We start from the raw sequence: 17,610 nt of genomic DNA, 5'->3' as shown, positions 1-17,610 counted from the left end.
CTGCGGGTTGTGTGATGATCGCCGCTCGCGCCGTTTGCATGCGCGACACATCCCGAATTTCAACACCAGGCAGGTCCATGACTTCTTCGCGCAACGCCCCCATTGATCCCCTGACGAGCACGCTGCCGACCCTCAGTTCCGGTTTTGTCCGGGTGCGCGGGGCCCGCGAACACAACCTGAAGAATGTCGACGTGGACATTCCCCGGGATGCCCTGGTGGTGTTCAGTGGGGTGTCCGGCTCGGGCAAGTCGTCCCTGGCCTTCTCGACCCTGTATGCCGAGGCCCAGCGCCGCTACTTCGAATCGGTGGCGCCCTATGCCCGACGGCTGATCGATCAGGTGGGGGTGCCGGATGTGGACCGGATCGACGGCCTGCCGCCGGCAGTGGCCCTGCAACAGCAGCGCGGTACGCCGAGCACGCGTTCTTCGGTGGGCAGCGTCACCACCTTGTCCAGCCTGGTGCGCATGCTCTATTCCCGGGCCGGCAGTTACCCGCCGGGGCAGGCGATGCTGTATGCCGAGGACTTCTCGCCGAACACGCCACAGGGGGCCTGCCCCGAGTGTCACGGCCTGGGCCGAGTGTATGAAGTCAACGAAGCGACCATGGTCCCGGACCCTTCGCTGACCATTCGCCAGCGCGCCGTGGCCTCCTGGCCCCTGGCCTGGCAGGGGCAGAACCTGCGGGACATTCTGGTGACCCTGGGCTACGACGTGGACATTCCCTGGCGCGAACTGCCGAAAAAGCAGCGCGACTGGATTCTCTTCACCGAGGAAACCCCCACGGTGCCGGTGTACGCCGGGCTGACGCCGGAGCAGACCCGCGAAGCCCTCAAGCGTAAACAGGAGCCCAGCTACATGGGCACCTTCAGTGGTGCCCGGCGCTACGTGTTGCACACCTTTACCCACACCCAGAGCGCGCTGATGAAAAAGCGCGTGTCGCAGTTCATGCGCGGCAGCCCGTGCCCGCTGTGCGAAGGCAAGCGCCTCAAGCGCGAGGCCCTGGCGGTGACCTTTGCCGGGCTGGATATCGGCGAACTGTCGCGCCTGCCGTTGCTGCAGCTGGCCGAGGTGCTCCGGCCTGTGGCGGCGGCAGACTACCTGGAGCAGGCGGCGGCCGGTGACGAGGTGCTGAGCCAGGCGCAGACCCGGGCTGCGCGCCAGCAGCGCCATGCCCAGGGTGCCCCGGAGCACCGTGGCGCGCCGGATGTGCGGCATACCCCCAACCTGTCCGTGGAGAAGCGTCTGGCCGCGCAACGCATCGCCCAGGATCTGCTGGAGCGGGTCAGCACCCTGACCGACCTGGGGCTGGGTTACCTGGCCCTGGAGCGCAGCACCCCGAGCCTGTCGTCCGGCGAGTTGCAACGCCTGCGTCTGGCCACGCAGTTGGGGTCGCAGTTGTTCGGGGTGATCTATGTGCTGGATGAGCCTTCGGCGGGCCTGCACCCGGCGGATGCGCAGGCCCTGTTCGAGGCCTTGCAACGACTCAAGGCTGCGGGCAACTCGCTGTTTGTGGTGGAGCACGATGTGCAGACCATGCGCCGTGCCGACTGGCTGGTGGACGTTGGCCCGGCGGCGGGGGAACGCGGCGGCCAGGTGCTGTACAGCGGGCCGCCGGCGGGGTTGGCGGCCGTCGCAGCGTCCCAGACCCGGGCCTATCTGTTTGCCGAACAGGCCCCGGCCCGGCGTACCCCGCGCCAGCCCCGGGGCTGGCTGCGCCTGGAGGGCATCACCCGCAATAACCTCAAGGACCTGGACGCAGCGTTTCCCCTGGGCTGTTTCACCGCGGTGACCGGAGTTTCCGGCTCCGGCAAATCCAGCCTGGTGAGTCAGGCCCTGCTGGAACTGGTGGGCAGTCACTTGGGCAAGGTGTCGGGCCGCGAAGAGGCGCCGGAGCTGGATCTGGCGGACGAGGCACCGGTCAGTGGCACGGGGCAGATCACGGCGGGCATGGAGGGGATCAAGCGCCTGGTGCAGGTGGACCAGAAACCCATCGGTCGCACGCCGCGTTCCAACCTGGCGACCTACACCGGGCTGTTCGACAACGTGCGCAAGCTGTTCGCCGCTACCGCCGAGGCACAGGCCCTGGGCTTTGATGCCGGGCAGTTTTCCTTCAACGTCGCCAAGGGTCGTTGCCCGGCCTGCGAAGGCGAAGGCTTTGTCAGCGTCGAGCTGCTGTTCATGCCCAGCGTCTTCGCCCCGTGCCCCACCTGCCAGGGCGCGCGCTACAACCCCCAGACCCTGGCTGTGACCTGGCAGGGCCTGAACATCGCCCAGGTGCTGCAACTGAGTGTGGAACAGGCCTTGCCGGTATTTGCCGAGCAGCCGGGGATTCGCCGCGCCCTGGAAGTGCTGCGGGACATCGGCCTGGACTACCTGCGCCTGGGCCAGCCGGCCACCGAGCTTTCCGGCGGCGAGGCCCAGCGCATCAAACTGGCCACCGAGCTGCAGCGCAATGCCCGGGGCGCCACCCTGTACGTACTGGACGAACCCACCACCGGCCTGCACCCACGGGATGTGGACCGTCTGCTGGAGCAGTTGGACAAACTGGTGGAGGCGGGCCACAGCGTGGTGGTGGTCGAGCATGAAATGCGCGTGGTGGCCCAGGCCGACTGGGTCATGGACATTGGCCCGGGCGCGGGGGACCACGGCGGCAGTCTGGTGGCCTGCGGCACGCCGGAGCATGTGGCCACGCAGCGCAACAGCCGCACCGCCGCGTTTCTGGCCCAGGCCCTGGCCGGAAATTGATCCAGAACAGGGGCCCGCGACGAACGGTTACCGCTGGTCTGATTGGCGGTCGACAGACCCGGGGCGCCAAGGCCATTCTGATGACTGGCAGGGGCGTAATGAAGCCCTTGCTGCCATCAACCACGGAGGTGTTCCATGCCGGTGATCCACGACCTTTACCAGGACCTGAGCTGCAGCAAAGAGGACATTCAACAGCGTCGGGCCAGTGATCCCCACCTGAATGCGCTGTTCGACAAGTACACCAGCATCGACAATCAGGTGCTCAAGGCCGAAGCTGCAGCCGCCGCAGACGACGAATTGAAGAAACTCAAGGAAAAGCGCCTGCTGATCAAGGACGAAATCTCCGAGAAACTCACCGCCCGCTCCTGACCCTCCCCCTGTGACAAGGGCGCTCGCTGTAGCAGAGGCTTGTTGTGGCGAGGGAGCTTGCTCCCGCTGGGCGGCATAGCCGCCCTGACGCCCGCCGCGCTGTCCCCATTACACGCTACAGCGCAGCCCTCTCATCAGCGCACCCCTCTCATCCCCTCAAGGCGCCAGCGCCTCCTTCAATGGCAGCCGTGCCATATGGCTGGCACTCAAGGACCCCAGGTACAAGTCATCTCCATATTCGCGCACCGTGGTGATCGGCGAGTAGTTGCCGCTGCTGCCATCCTGCAGGTTGGCAATCACCCGGCCCTGGGTATCCAGGCCCAGGACAAAGCCGCGCTTTTCCACCGGCTTGGGCAACACGGTCATGGCGCGCACCAGCATCTTGCGCACGAAGGGATAGGCCGCGGTGCCATCGAGCAGGGCATTGCGCGGCGCATACAGGGCCACCCAGAAGCGCTCCCGGCCATTGAAACTGAGGTTGTCCGGCAGCCCCGGCAAGTTGTCGATGAACAGGTCATGGCTGCCGGCCTTGTCGCCCTTGAGCCAGTAACGACTGATGCGGTAGGCCCCGGTTTCATTGACCAGGACAAACGCCTCGTCCGGCCCCAGGGCAATGCCGTTGGCGAATTCCAGGCGCTCCAGCAGCACCTCGGTGTTGCCGCTCTGGAAGTCGTAACGCAACAGGCGGCCATCGCCGCCATGCTCGATCACCGCCTCGCCGTCGTGGCCATAACCCCAACGGCTGGTGGCGTCGCTGAAATAGGCATAGCGCCCGGCGGCGTCCACGGCCACGTCGTCGGTAAAACCGAACTTCAGGCCATTGGCGGCGGTGCTCAGGGTCTGCAACTGACCTTGCCGGTCCAGGGCCAGCAGGCCCTTGATGGCATCAGCGATGATCAGGCGGCCATCCGGATGCCGGGCCAGGCCCAGAGGACGGCCACCGGTGTTGACCAGCACCTTGAGGACGCTGCCGTCGAGGCTGGTCTGGATCACCCGGCCGTCGTGCAGGCCGGTGATCAGTTGGTCGTTTTCCAGGAGCAGGGCCTCGGGGCCATCGATGTCCCGAGCGCCCACGGGCTGTACCGCCTTGAGCTTGTGGTTCTTGGCATAGGTGCCCTGGCTCAGTGAGGGGGCAGGGGCCGGGGTCCAGGCCACTGGCTGGACCCGGGTCGGTGCCAGCAGCAGGAACGCCAGGATCGCGACCACCAGCAGCAGGAGGATGCGGCCGGGGGAAAAGCGTCGGGGGGCAATCTGATTCATGCAAGGACTCCTGTCGTGGGGCGGCTTCAGGATGGGCTGCGGGCCGGGTCGCTGGTCGGCAGCGGGATGGCCTGTTGGGCCGTCTCACACAATGCCAGCAATGACGCGGCGGATTCTCGCTCTATCCGCCGTTTGAATAACAGCTGATTGCCCAGGCGCATCAGCAGGTTGTCGAAGCGGTATTCCAGGGTCCGCACAAAACGCGTGCGTTCGGCCGCCAGCGGTTGGCATTCATAGGTCACTTGCAGTTCCAGGCCATGATCGCCCCGGGCAGTGGCGCGCCAGCGGTGCCCCGGCAGGTACTCCTGGACCTGCCAGCTCAGGTGGCCGCTGCGTCCGCCGGCATGGATGTCTTCCTCGAAACCCTGTCCGGCGAACAGGGGCCCATCGTCACCGAACACCTTGAGAGAGGATGGATGCCATTGTGGCCAGCAGCGTGGGCTGGCGGCGTAGGCCAGGGTGGTGGCGGCACTGCGGGGGATCTCGATCTGATGCTGCATGCGGGTCATGGGCGTGGACTCGTCAGGAAAGGGAACGGGGGCCGGCACCTCTTCCGGTTGCCAGTACAAGGTGCCAAACAGCCAGTCCATCAGCGGCAGGACGATATTGAAGTTGCGCTCCTGCATCAGCTCCCGGCGGTGATGCAGTTCGTGCAGGCGGCGCATCTGCCGCACCCAGGGCAGGCGCGCCAGGGGATGGCTGGCGGGCAAGTGCTCGCAGGCATGGAAGACCTCATAGGCCAGGTAGCCGATCAAGGTGCCACTGGCGAACAGCGCCGCGACGTTATTGTTCCAGACACTCAGCAACCCCCACAGGGGCAGGGCGAACAGCAGGCTGTGGACCACGATCAGCCAGGCCGGAAACAGAATCACCCGCCAGTCCTTGCGGCCTTCATAGGTCATCAGTCCCGGGGTGAAGAAACTGTGGTGGTCGCCGGTATGCCGGGCATAGAACAGCCGGGCGAAAGGCTGCTTGTGATGCCCCAGCCAGCGATGCACCACGTAGATGCACAGGTTGAAGAACAGCAGCGACACCGGCACCGCCAGCCATTCCAGGGGCAGCACCCGCTCCAGGGTGCTGCACAGCACTGTGATGCACAGCACGCCGTAGCCGAGGACGAAGCCGCCATGCAGCCAGGGGTTGTAGCGCGGACTGACCGCGGCTCGATACTGCTCGCGAAAGTGTTGGGTGGTGGTTCGCACGGCGCTGTTTCCCGTTGTTGTTTTTGTGGGCTGCAGCGTAGCCGTCGACCCTTTATCCAGCCAATGGATAGTGGGAATGAGCATTATTCATCAAGCTGAAAAGACCGTGAAAAGGGCCGGGGGAAAGCGTGTCGAGGCGGCGACGGGGTGAATGAAAGATTGACGCCAGAATAGTGGCTATTTAGTATTTTGCCATCAAATTGATATTACTTTTGCTGATGTTCTGTTTCTTTTGACCCGCTTTTCTCTGCTGCGGATCGATGGATTTCCAGTCCGATCTTGCCTCGTGAAATCAATTATCGCTCGCCGTGGGCCTTCGGGATGAAGGCCTTTGGGGTTTTGACTCCTGCATTGTTGAGAGACTGACATGGACGTTCGCCAACTCGCCTTTATGGCCCGCCAGCCTTCGGCTGCCCTGCAATCGCGTGACTCTTTCTGCGGCTTGTCCAAGCGCAGCCTGGCGTTCATTCTCGCCAACATGATGTTCTGGCAGCCGCTGGTGGTGATGGCCGACGGCATTGTGGTCAACGGCAGCGGCACCACACTCGGTCAGGCGGGTAATGGCGTGCCCATCGTCAACATTGCCGCGCCCAATGGCAGCGGCTTGTCCCATAACAAGTTCAGCGACTACAACGTCGGCCAGCAGGGCGTGATCCTCAACAACGCCACCGGCCGCACCCAGTCCACCCAGCTGGGGGGGATCATCCTCGGCAACGCCAATTTGGGCGGCCGTTCGGCTAATGTGATTCTCAACGAAGTCAACGGCGGCAGCCCCAGCCAGCTCAAGGGCTACACCGAAGTGGCCGGGCAATCGGCCCATGTCATCGTCGCCAACCCCTACGGCGTCAGCTGCAACGGCTGCGGCTTCATCAACACCCCCAAGGCCACCCTGACCACCGGCAAACCGGTGATCGAGAACGGCCAGATCCAGCGTTATCAGGTGGACCAGGGCAGCGTGTCCATCGAGGGCGCGGGCCTCAACGCGAGCAATATCGACCAGTTCGAAATCATCACCCGCAGCGCGAAAATCAACGCCGAGATCCAGGCCAAGCACCTGGCGGTGATCGCCGGGGCCAACGATGTCGACGCCAAGACCTTGAACGCCACGGCCCGCGCCGCCAACCCGGCGGATGCGCCGCAACTGGCGATCGACTCTTCAGCCCTGGGCGGCATGTACGCCGGGGCCATCAAGCTGGTGGGCACCGAGGCCGGGGTCGGGGTCAAGCTCGACGGCAAGCTGATCGCCAGTGGCGGCGACATCCAGCTTGATGCCGATGGCCAGTTGCGCATGGCCGACGCTACTGCCGAGAAGGGCGCGGTGGCGATCAAGGCCGGCAGCCTCGATGCCCAGGGCGCGGTCTACGCCGGCAGCGAGCTCAAGGTGCAGACCCGGGACGACCTGAGCAGCCAGAAAACCCTCGCCGCCCGGGACCGCATCACCCTCGAAAGCGGTGGCCAGTTGACCAACAAGGGCATCATCGAAGCCGGGATCAATGTCGACAACAGCCGCAACCCCGACGCGGACATCACCCTCACCGCCCAGAGCCTGGACAACCGCGGCAAGAGCATTGTCGCCAGCCGCGATCTGACTATCACTACCGCCCAGACCCTGGACAACCGGGGCGGTACCTTGAGTGGGCAACGTCAGGTGACGCTCAGTGCCGGCACCCTGGACAACCAGAACCAGGGCCGGGTGCTCAGTAGCGATGCGTTGGTGCTACAAGCCGGGCAACTGCTGAACCACAACGCCTTGATCACCAGTGATGGCGAGCTCAAGGCCAATCTCGGCCACCTGGGCAATCGCCACGGTGAGCTGACCAGCCTGACCCAGGTCACCCTGCAAGTGACTTCACTGGACAACGTCGCCGGGCTGGTGATGGCGGGCGACACCCTGGACATCAGCGCCAGCGGGAAGATCAGCAACCAGGGCGGGGCCCTGGGGGCGGAGCAACTGCTGAAGGTGCGCGCAGGGGACCTGGACAACAGCAAGGCCGGTAATCTGCGCAGTGAGGGGCGCCTCAGCGCCGAGGTCGCCGGGCGTCTCGACAATCAGGACAAGGGACTAATCCAGGCCACCGGAGTCGTTGAGGTACAGGCCGGGCATCTGGATAACCGCAAGGGCAAGGTTTCCGCCAGCGACACCTTGCAGGTCAGTGGCGAGATGGCAGACAACCGCGGCGGGGTGATGCGGGCGGACCAGGCCCTGAACCTGCTGAGCAGCGAGCTGGACAACCGTGACCAGGGCCGCCTGGAAAGCCAGGCCGCGGTGACTGTAGAAGGTCGCCGGCTGGACAACAGCGGCGGCCTGCTCAGCGCCACCTCCGGCCTGGAGCTCAAGACCCGGGAAGTGCTCAACAACGGCGGGCGTATCGCCAGCAAACGTGACCTGCAGGCCCAGGTCGACAGCCTGCGCCAGCAGGGCGGCGAACTGGTGGCCGAAGGCGATCTGCACCTCACAGGCCAGCACCTGGACAACCGCGACAAAGGCCTGGTGGCGTCCCTCAAGACCCTGACCCTGGACGTCGCTGAAGTGGACAACCGTGGCGGTGCGCTGTCGGGCCGGGGCGAGCTGCAGATCAACGGCCAGGGGCTGAACAACAGCGACGGCGGCAAGATCCTGGCCGACGATCGCCTGCTGCTCAAGGTGGCCCGGGTGATCAACCAGAACCAGGGGCTGCTGTTCAGTAAGCAGGGCCTGAATCTCAGCGGCAGTAGCCTGGACAACAGCGGCGGCCAGTTGGTGAGTCAGAAGCCCTTGCTGCTGACCCTGAGCGCAGCCCTGGACAACCAGCGTGGCCTGATCAGCGGTGAAGACCTGCTGACCCTCAAGGTCGGCAGCCTGGACAACCGCGGCGGCCGCCTGACCGGCGCCCAGGCCCTGAGCATCGACAGCCGCGGGGCGCTGCTCAACCAGGCTGGCGCCATCGTCGCCGAACAAGGCCTGGCCCTGGACAGCGCCAGCCTGAACAACAGTGGCAAGGGCGTGATCAGTGCCAAGGCTGACGCGCGTCTGAACACCGGGGACTTCGACAACAGCCAGGGCGGCAGCCTCACCAGCGCCGGGCAGTTGACCCTGACCGCCGCACAACTGACGAACCACCAGGGCCGGATCGGCAGCGATCAGGCCCTGAACGCCAGTGTCAGCGGTCTGGATCAGCAGGGGGGCGAGCTGTTCAGCAACGCTGATCTGACCCTGGACCTCAACCACGGGCAGTTGAACAACCAGGGCGGCAACCTTCACACCCCCGGGCAACTGCTGTTGCACAACCTCGATCAGGTGGACAACCGCGGTGGCGAGATCTCCGGGGCCAAGGCCTTCAGCCTGAACGCTCGGCAGTTGGACAACAGTGGCGGCAAGGTCCTGAGCAACCAGGCGCTGACCCTGCGCATCGAACAGGCCCTGATCAACGTCAAGGGCCTGATGGCGGCGGCGGCACTGGACAGCCGCAGCACCCGTCTGGACAACCGCGAGGGTGAGCTGCACAGCCGTGGCGACCTGCAGTTGCAGGTCACCGAGGCGGCCGACAACCAGGGCGGAGTGATCCTGGCCGACGCCCAACTGATCCTCAAGGCCGGTACCCTGGATAACCGCCAGGACGGCCTGCTGGGGGCGACCCGGCAGCTTGACCTGAACATCGGGCAACTGGACAACCGTGGCGGCGAACTGTCCAGCCGGCAGATCGGCCTGGTCGGCGAGCGCCTGGACAACAGTGATGCCGGGCGGGTACTGGCCAGCGGCGACCTGACGCTGACCGTGGCCCAGGTGATCAACCGGAGCCTGGGGCTGATTAGCGCGGACCAGGGCCTGAGCCTCAAAGGCACGAGCCTGGATAACCAGGACGGGCACTTGGTGGGGCTGCAGCGCCTGGACCTGGCGCTCGCCGGCGACCTCGACAACCATCAAGGCCGCATCAGCAGCGAAGGCCGTCTGGGCATCCAGGTGCGCAATCTCGGCAACCGCCAGGGCAGTCTGTCCAGCGCTGGCGCCCTGCAGATCAGCGCCCGGGAGGCCTTGGACAACCGGGGCGGCAAGCTGCTGAGCGACGCCGCGCTGACCCTGTCCAGCGCTCGTCTGGACAACCAGCAGCAGGGCGTTATCAGCAGCAAGGCCAAGCTGGCACTGGAGACGGGCGAACTGGACAACAGCCAGGGCGGCAACCTCAACAGCGGTGATGAACTGAACCTGACCGCGACCCAGGTCAACAACGACCAGGGCAGCATCGGCAGCGCCAAGGCCTTGCAGGCCTCGGTCAGTGGCCTGCAGCAGCAAGGCGGCAAGCTGTTCAGCAAGACTGCCCTGAGCCTGGACCTCAATCACGGCACGCTGAACAACCAGGGCGGCTTCATCAACGCCCCCGGTCCACTGGTGCTGAACAACCTGGGCTCGGTGAACAACCGCCAGGGTGAAATCTCCAGCGAGCAGGCCTTCGAACTGGCGGCGCAAAGCCTGGACAACAGCGCCGGGCAACTGCTCAGCCAGCAGGCGCTGACCCTGCGTATCGACGGCGCGCTGACCGCACTCAAGGGCAAGATTGCCGCTGCCGCCCTGCAGATCGATGCCGGCAGCCTGGACAACAGTGGCTCGCTGCTCAGTGACCACGACCTGGGCTTGAGGGTCGCCGGACCGCTGCAGAACCAGGGTTTGATCCAGTCCGCCGGGGGCTTGCAGCTCAGCGCCAAGGGCCTGGACAACCGGGGCGGCAAGCTGCTGGGCGGCACGGCGCTGAGCATCGACCTGGGACCGCAGACCTCGGACCTGGACAACCGCCAGGGTCTGATCAACACCCAGGGCGTGCTGAGCATCGCCCACCTGCGGGACCTGCAGAACCGCGAAGGTGAAATCTCCAGCGCCCAGGGGTTCAACCTGGCCGGGCGCAATCTGGACAACAGCGCCGGCACACTGATCAGCAACCAGCAGTTAGGGGTCGAGGCAGCGCAGCTGACCAACCAGCAGGGGCTGGTCTCCGGCTGGCAGGGGCTCAACCTCAGCGGTGGCAGCCTGGACAACCGCCAGCAAGGCACCCTGTCGAGCCTGCTGGGGGATCTGCATATCGACCTCAGCGGCGCCTTGCTCAACAGTGCGCAAGGCGGGCTGGCCAGCCAGGGTCAGCTGACCCTCAAGGCCGCCAGCCTGGACAACAGCGACAAGGGCATCGTCACCAGCAAGGGCGAGCAGCAACTGATCCTTGGCAGTGGCGGTTTGAACAACGCCCGGGGCGGGCTGATTGAAAGCAGCGCTAGCCTCGACATCGGCGCCGGCGAACTGGACAACCAGGGCGGCCGCCTCAGCGCCGTGGGCGCCTTGAACTTCACCGGCAATAGTCTGAACAACCAGGGTGGCAACCTGCGCAGTGAAGGCGCGGTGACCCTCGACCTGCTGGGCGCCCTGGTCAATGCCCAGGGCCAGTTGGCCGCCAGTGGTCCGCTGTTGCTCAAGCGTTCGAGCCGGATCGACAACCAGGGCGGGCAACTGATCAGCCAGAACCTGATGACCCTGTTCAGCGCCAGCCTGGACAACAGCAACCGTGGCACCCTGGCCGCCAACGGAGCGCTGCAAATCACCACCACTGGCCAATTGAGCAACCAGGGTGATGGCCTGATCTACAGCCGTGACGCCGGTTTGAGTCTCAATGCCGGCAGTCTGAACAATGCCCAGGGAGCGATCCAGAGCGCCAAGGCCCAGACCCTGACCATGACCGGGGACATCGACAACCAGGGTGGCAAGCTGATCGCCGAAGACGGCGACCTGCGTATCCAGGGCGCCAACCTGGACAGCCGCGGCGGGGTGCTGTCGAGCCTCAAGGGTCTGTTTCAGGCTCGTGTCTGGGGGCAATTGAACAACCATGGCGGCCAGGCCGAGGCCCAGAGTCTGGACCTGCAGGCCCTGGCCGGGATCGATAACGGTGGTGGGCGCATGGCGGCCAAGGGCGGCGACCTGCTGCTCAACAGCGGTGGCGCAGGGGTGGATAACAGCAACGGCGGGCTGTACGCCAGCGGGCGGGTCAAGGCCAGTGGCAACTCGCTGAACAACGGTGTCGGGCAGGTCAACGGCCAGCACATCGACCTGGACTTCAAGGGGCCACTGAACAACCGTGGCGGCCTGATTGAAAGCCGCGAGAGCCTGGCCCTGCGAGGCGCCAGCCTCGACAACCAGGGCGGCAAGCTGCGGGCCCTGGCGACCGGGGGCAAGACCGAACTGCAGATCGGCGGTCAGTTCGACAACCGCAACGGCCTGCTGGAAACCGCCAACACCGACCTGACCCTGGCGGCGTCGGGTTTGCTCAACCAGGGTGGCAGCCTGCTGCACCTGGGTGAAGGCAACTTCGATATCGCCACCGGCAATGTGATCAATGCCGGCGGCAGCCTGATCACCCGTGGAGGCCTGACCCTCACTGCTGACAGCTGGACCAACAGCAGTGTGATCCAGGCCGGACGCCTGAACCTCAACGTCAACCAATTCGCCCAGACCGCCAGCGGCCAGTTGTTGGCCAGCCAGCACTTGCAGGCCCGGGGCGGCAACTGGAGCAACGACGGGTTGCTGGCCAGCGATGGCAGCCTGGACCTGCAGATCGGCGGCACCTATTCCGGCAATGGCCGGGTGTCCAGCCTGGGCGGCATGACCTTCGGTGCTGCCCAGGTGAACCTGGGCAGTGCCGGCAGCATCGCCGGCGGCGGTGATACCCAGGTCAATATCGGCGGGCAACTGAACAACGCCGGGCGCCTGACTTCCAACGCCAAACTCACCGTGAAGGCCGGCGGCGTGCTCAACACCGGTACCCTGGGCGGCGCCCAGGACCTGAGCCTGACCACCCCGACTCTGGTCAACGACCATGGTTTTGTCTTCAGCGGCCAGAACGCCAGCCTCAACGTCAACACCCTGACCAACAGCTATGGCGAGTTCTACAGCCTGGGCGGCCTGACCGTGGCCGGCATGGCGGCCGGCACCTCGGCCCAAAGCCTGAGAAACATCTCCGGCAATATCCAGAGCGGCGGCGATATCAATATCGCTGCACTGGATCTGGTCAACGACCGGGAAAAATACGAGGCCAGCCAGCAGATCACTGATGGCCGCATGACCATCCGCTGCGTCCAGCACTGCGGCGGTGGCGCCAGTTGGGTCCGGGGGCCGGTGTTTATCTACCGGACGGTAGAAGGGGTGGTGACCAGCGACTCACCGCAGTCGACCCTGAACGCGGGGGGCAACCTGACGGTCAACAGCAGCAGTTTCCTCAACCGCTACAGCACCGTATCGGCAGGCAATGACCTGACCATCAGCAGCGGCACCATCACCAACCAGGCCTCTCTGGTGGCGTCCGGGTCTTCCGGCTATGAAGTCGGTGCCGGGGTCAAGATCAAGCGCGGGCTGTTCTTCCAGCTGGCCCGTGACGTGCAGGCCTACGACCGGGCGCACCCCCAGGGCAGTGCCTTCAACCAGCAGGACTTCGCGGCCCTGGTGGCCAAGTTCAACCCGGGGATCTTCTATGGCATCGACCGGCCGGTAGAGACCTCGACCCTGAGTTCTTCCTCCGCACCGGCCATCATCCAGGCCGGCGGCAAGGCCCGGCTCACGGCGGCCAACGACATCAGCAACATCAGCGTGATCAAGAGCGCCATTGCCGTGGGCGATCGCGCCCGGGACACCGGCGTCGGGGCATCGAGCAAGCCGCTGATGGTGGTGCTCAACTCCCAGCTGCCGCCGGACCTGGCGCAGCAGCAGGTCAATCCCCTGAGCCTGCCGAACTTCAGCCTGCCGTCGGGGCAGAACGGGCTGTTTCGCTTGAGTGGCCAGGGGGGCACTGCGCCGCCCGCAGCGCCGGCGCAAAGCTGGAACATGGGGGGCGCGAGCCTGGAGCTGACCTCGCGTCAGGCCGGGCCGGAGCCGATCCGCCCTCGGGACCTGAGCAGCCAACCGCTGCCGCAGGTGGCCCTGGGCGCCCGCGAGCTGAATCTGCAGGATCACCAGGCCACCGGCATCGATGGCCGCACTGCCGCGGTCCAGGTCAGCGCGACGGCGGCGGACTCGCCGCTGGGCGTGCTGTCGCCAGTGGGCGGCACCGGCAACCAGAGCGTCAGCCGGGTCCAGGGCCTGCCGGACAGCAGCGTGCGCAGCAATCCCCACAAATACCTGATCGAAACCAATCCGCTGCTCACCGACCTCAAGCAGTTCATGAGCTCCGATTATCTGCTGTCGAACCTGGGGTATGACCCGGACCAGAGTGCCAAGCGCCTGGGTGACGGCTTCTATGAGCAGCGGCTGATCCAGCAAGCGGTGACGGCGCGCACCGGCCAGCGTTTCCTCGATGGCCAGAACAGCGACGAGGGCATGTTCAAGTACCTGATGAACAACGCCATCGCCAGCAAGGACTCGCTCAACCTGGCGGTGGGCGTGACCCTGACCTCCCAGCAAGTGGCGGCCCTGACCCACGACATCGTCTGGCTCGAAGAGCAGGAGGTGAACGGCGAGAAGGTGCTGGTGCCGGTGCTGTACCTGGCCAACGCCAACAACCGTCTGGCGGCCAACGGCGCCCTGGTCCAGGGCCGGGACGTGACCCTGATCGCCGGCAAGGACCTGGTCAACTCCGGGACTTTGCGTGCCAGTGAGAACCTCAGTGCGACAGCGGGCACCGACCTGCTCAACAGTGGCCTGATCGAGGCCGGCAATCGCTTGAACCTGCTGGCCGGGGACAACGTGGTCAACCAGGCCGGCGGCATCATTGCCGGGCGTGACGTGACCGTCCGCGCCCTGGCGGGGGATGTGATCAACGAGCGCAGCATCACCACCTTCCAGAGCAACCCCGGTTCCACCACCCAGCGCCAGGACTATGTCAACAACGCGGCGCGGATCGAGGCGCGCAACGACCTGAACCTGGGCGCCGGGCGCGACATCAACAACGTCGGCGGCGTGTTGAGCAGCGGTGGCGACACCACCCTGATCGCCGCTCGTGACGTCAATCTGGTATCGGCTCAGGAGCACGACAAGCTCACCCGCGACCGTTATCTGAACGAAAGCATCACCCAGCACGGTTCCAGCGTCAGCGTCGGGCGGGATCTGGCGGTCAGCGCCGGACGCGACCTGACGGCGGTCGCCAGCCAGATCGAGGCCAAGCGCAACATCGCCATGGATGCCGTGGGAGACATGACCCTGGCCTCGGCGGCGGACGAGCAGCACAGCTACTCCAAGACCAAGAAGGTCACCCGCCAGGAAGACCATGTCAGCCAGGTCGGCACCTCGCTGACCGCCGGCGCCGATGTGGTCCTCAGTGCGGGCAAGGACCTGAGCCTGATCTCCAGTCGCATCAGCGCCGGCAACGAAGCCTACCTGGTGGCCGGTGACAACCTGGAGTTGCTGGCGGCCCAGGACAGCGACTACTCGCTGTACGACATGAAGAAGAAGGGCAGTTGGGGCCGCAAGAAGACCCGGCGTGACGAGGTGACCCAGGTCACCAACATCGGCAGCGAGATCACGACTGGCGGCGACCTGACCCTCAAGAGCGGCGGCGACCAGAAGTACCAGGTGGCCAAGCTGGAAAGCGCCAAGGACCTGACCCTGGACAGTGGCGGCGCGATCACCTTCGAGGGGGTCAAGGACCTGCACGACGAAAGCCACACCAAGAGCAACAACAATGCCTTCTGGAATTCCTCCAAAGGCCGCGGCAACACCGATGAAACCCTGCGCCAGAGCAGCCTGGTGGCCGGCGGCAGCCTGACCATCAAGGCCGTGGAAGGCTTGAAGATCGACATCAAGCACATCGACCAGAAAAGCGTCAGCCAGGCTATCGACGCCATGGTCCAGGCCGACCCGCAACTGGCCTGGCTGAAACAGGCCGAGGCCCGGGGCGACGTCGACTGGCGCCAGGTCAAGGAGATCCACGAGTCCTTCAAGTACAACAACTCGGGCCTGGGCCCGGCAGCGCAGTTGATCATCGCCATCGCCCTGGCGGCGGTGATGGGGCCGATGATGGCCGGGATGAACACCATGCTCCAGGCAGTGGCGGTGAACGTCGCCACCAAGGCCACGGTCAGCACCATCGACAACCGCGGCAACCTGGGCAAGGTCCTCAAGGACGTGACTTCCAAGGAGAGCATCAAGGGCTACACAGTGGCCGCAGCCACCGCCGGGGTGGCCCAGGGGTTGAACTACAACCCGAGCGCCATGGGCCTGGATGCCAAGAGCCTGCAGACCGTGGCGGTCAAGGTCACGGCCGATGCCTTGATCAAGACCGCAGTCTATGGCGGCAGCTTCAAGGACAACCTGGCAGCTTCGGCAGCCGGAACCGCCGCCAGCATCGGCGGGGCGTATGGCGCCGGCAAGATCGGCGACCTGGGCCTGACCGAGGGCGGCCTGGCGAAAATTGCCCTGCATGCCGGGCTTGGCGGCCTGCTGTCTGAAGCCATGGGCGGTGATTTCCGCACTGGAGCCATCGCCGGTGGTGCCAACGAGTTGTTGGTGGGGGTGCTGGGGGACAAGCTGCTACCGGACAACCTGATCCCCGGTTCGCCGGAGTACATCCAGGCCCAGGCCAACCTGATGGCCCTGTCGCAGATTGTCGGGGTTCTCGGGGCGGCCGCCGCCGGCGGTGACCTGAGCATCGCCTCGACGGTGGCGGCCAATGGCACCCAGAACAACTACCTGACGCACCAGGCCTTCGACGAGTTGGGCAACTGCCTGTCGGGCCGTACCTGCTCCACCGATGAGCAGAAAAAGGCCGCCGTGACCAAGGCCGAGAAACTCAGCGAGTGGCTGGACTCGGAGATGCGCAGCATCTGCGACAAGGCGCCGACCGGCGACGGTTGCCGGGCGGCGGTCAACGCTTCGATCAAGTACGTGGCCATGAAGGATGCCTGGAAAATCATGAACAAGGACGTGGTCCGTTCCTCGAAGAACACCTTCGACTACCTCTACAACACTGAAGGGGCAGCGACGCGCCTGGTGACCTACCTGAACACCATCGACAACCGGGCCAACTTCTTCGGTGCCAGTAATGTCTATGAGCAGAACCTGGGCATTGGCGCCAAGTGGTTTGGCGGGGCGGAAGAAGTGTCCAGGGCCTTTTTGACCGGGTTGGGTGCCGATGGTGATGGGACCTACCTGCCGTCCTACATCACCTTCGCTGCTGGACGAGTAGTGGCGCCGGTCTACGACTGGCGCAAGGCGGCCGGGGATGCGTTGATCACCGGTGGCTTCGATAATTTCAAGAATCTCTACAACAAGGCCACCACCGATCCGGTCGCCTGGGATATCAAGCAGTTGAAAGGCGAACAGACTATATTGCAGCCGGTTCATGAGAAGTACCTGGGGGGCCGTGATCTGTTTCAGACGATATCGGGCAAGGCCACCAATACTTCAGGAATAGCAGGGCACTTTATTGAGGAGAGGCAGGGTGTTCCAGGTGGAATCAATATTCTGGATTACGCCTCCAGGGTCGAGTTTGGTTGCAAGCTGCTGGGTTACTCAAAAAGTCAGGGATGCGCTCCATGACTGAGGTGAAATACCCACGTCTGAAGGTGTTTGCAGTGTTTGTGCTGTGTCCCCTGGTGCCGGGTTTTGTTGCCGGCCTGGTGAACTTCGTGTTGCTGCTTGCTCATCTGACCAGCAATCCGCGCTTGCTGGGCGAAGTCAGGGGAGGGGAGCTGTTGCTGATGCCCGTGTTGGCGCCGCTAATGACGCTGTTGGTGTTCTTCGTGCCTTTCCTCGGGCTGGCCCTGGGGGTGGCGCTGATAAAAGTCAGGAGGAGCGCGTTCAGTTGCAGCGCTGTGTCGCTGATTGGCGGCGGTCTTGCCATGTCATGGGCCTTGCTGTTCATTCGCGAAGTGGTCAATTACGTTGCAACGGCCCGATATTCCGATTACCTGCTTGGCCTGTTGCTGATCTTCCTGGCCGCAGCCATGACCTGCTGGCTGACCGCGCGTTTGTTCCTGCCGCAGCAGGATCCTGGTCCCACCGTGGCCGAATGATCCACGTGCCCCCCGGTTGCCGTTATTGACAGCCGGGGGCGGCGCTGCGAATTATCCAGCCCCCGGATAACCTCAGTGGG

Annotated in this window: 6 protein-coding genes; 4 read left to right on the top strand and 2 right to left on the bottom strand. The window is 64.9% G+C overall.

Annotated elements, in window-relative coordinates; translation table 11 throughout:
• The first annotated feature begins 77 nt into the window (after positions 1 to 77).
• The gene (locus ACSSVC_RS22915; protein WP_492611431.1) at positions 78 to 2,744 is read left to right on the top strand and encodes an excinuclease ABC subunit UvrA; all 2,667 of its coding nucleotides are present in this window, start codon (positions 78 to 80) and stop codon (positions 2,742 to 2,744) included.
• A 135-nt stretch (positions 2,745 to 2,879) separates the two neighbouring features.
• Positions 2,880 to 3,113, top strand: a complete 234-nt coding sequence (locus ACSSVC_RS22910; RefSeq protein WP_102864849.1) for a DUF465 domain-containing protein — start codon at positions 2,880 to 2,882, stop codon at positions 3,111 to 3,113.
• A gap of 156 nt (positions 3,114 to 3,269) precedes the next feature.
• Here ACSSVC_RS22910 and ACSSVC_RS22905 read toward each other — a convergent pair whose 3' ends face one another.
• Positions 3,270 to 4,373, bottom strand: coding sequence for an SMP-30/gluconolactonase/LRE family protein (locus tag ACSSVC_RS22905; RefSeq protein WP_492611430.1), 1,104 nt, complete (start codon positions 4,371 to 4,373; stop codon positions 3,270 to 3,272).
• Between the two features lie 26 nt (positions 4,374 to 4,399).
• Positions 4,400 to 5,575: an SRPBCC family protein gene (locus tag ACSSVC_RS22900; protein WP_492611429.1), complete on the bottom strand. Its 1,176-nt coding sequence runs from the start codon at positions 5,573 to 5,575 to the stop codon at positions 4,400 to 4,402.
• A 367-nt stretch (positions 5,576 to 5,942) separates the two neighbouring features.
• Between ACSSVC_RS22900 and ACSSVC_RS22895 the strand changes: the two genes are divergently transcribed.
• Complete coding sequence (locus ACSSVC_RS22895; protein ID WP_492611428.1) at positions 5,943 to 17,054, top strand: two-partner secretion domain-containing protein; 11,112 nt, start codon at positions 5,943 to 5,945, stop codon at positions 17,052 to 17,054.
• A complete protein-coding gene (locus ACSSVC_RS22890; protein WP_404937219.1) occupies positions 17,051 to 17,530 on the top strand; it encodes a hypothetical protein in 480 nt (159 codons plus the stop codon). Before ACSSVC_RS22895 ends, ACSSVC_RS22890 begins: the two co-directional genes overlap by 4 nt.
• Positions 17,531 to 17,610 lie beyond the last annotated feature (80 nt).

The organism is Pseudomonas sp. E1BtOHC1 (assembly GCF_058744285.1).
Note: the sequence above shows the minus strand (reverse complement) of the source record. Positions and strands in the feature narration are given on the sequence as shown.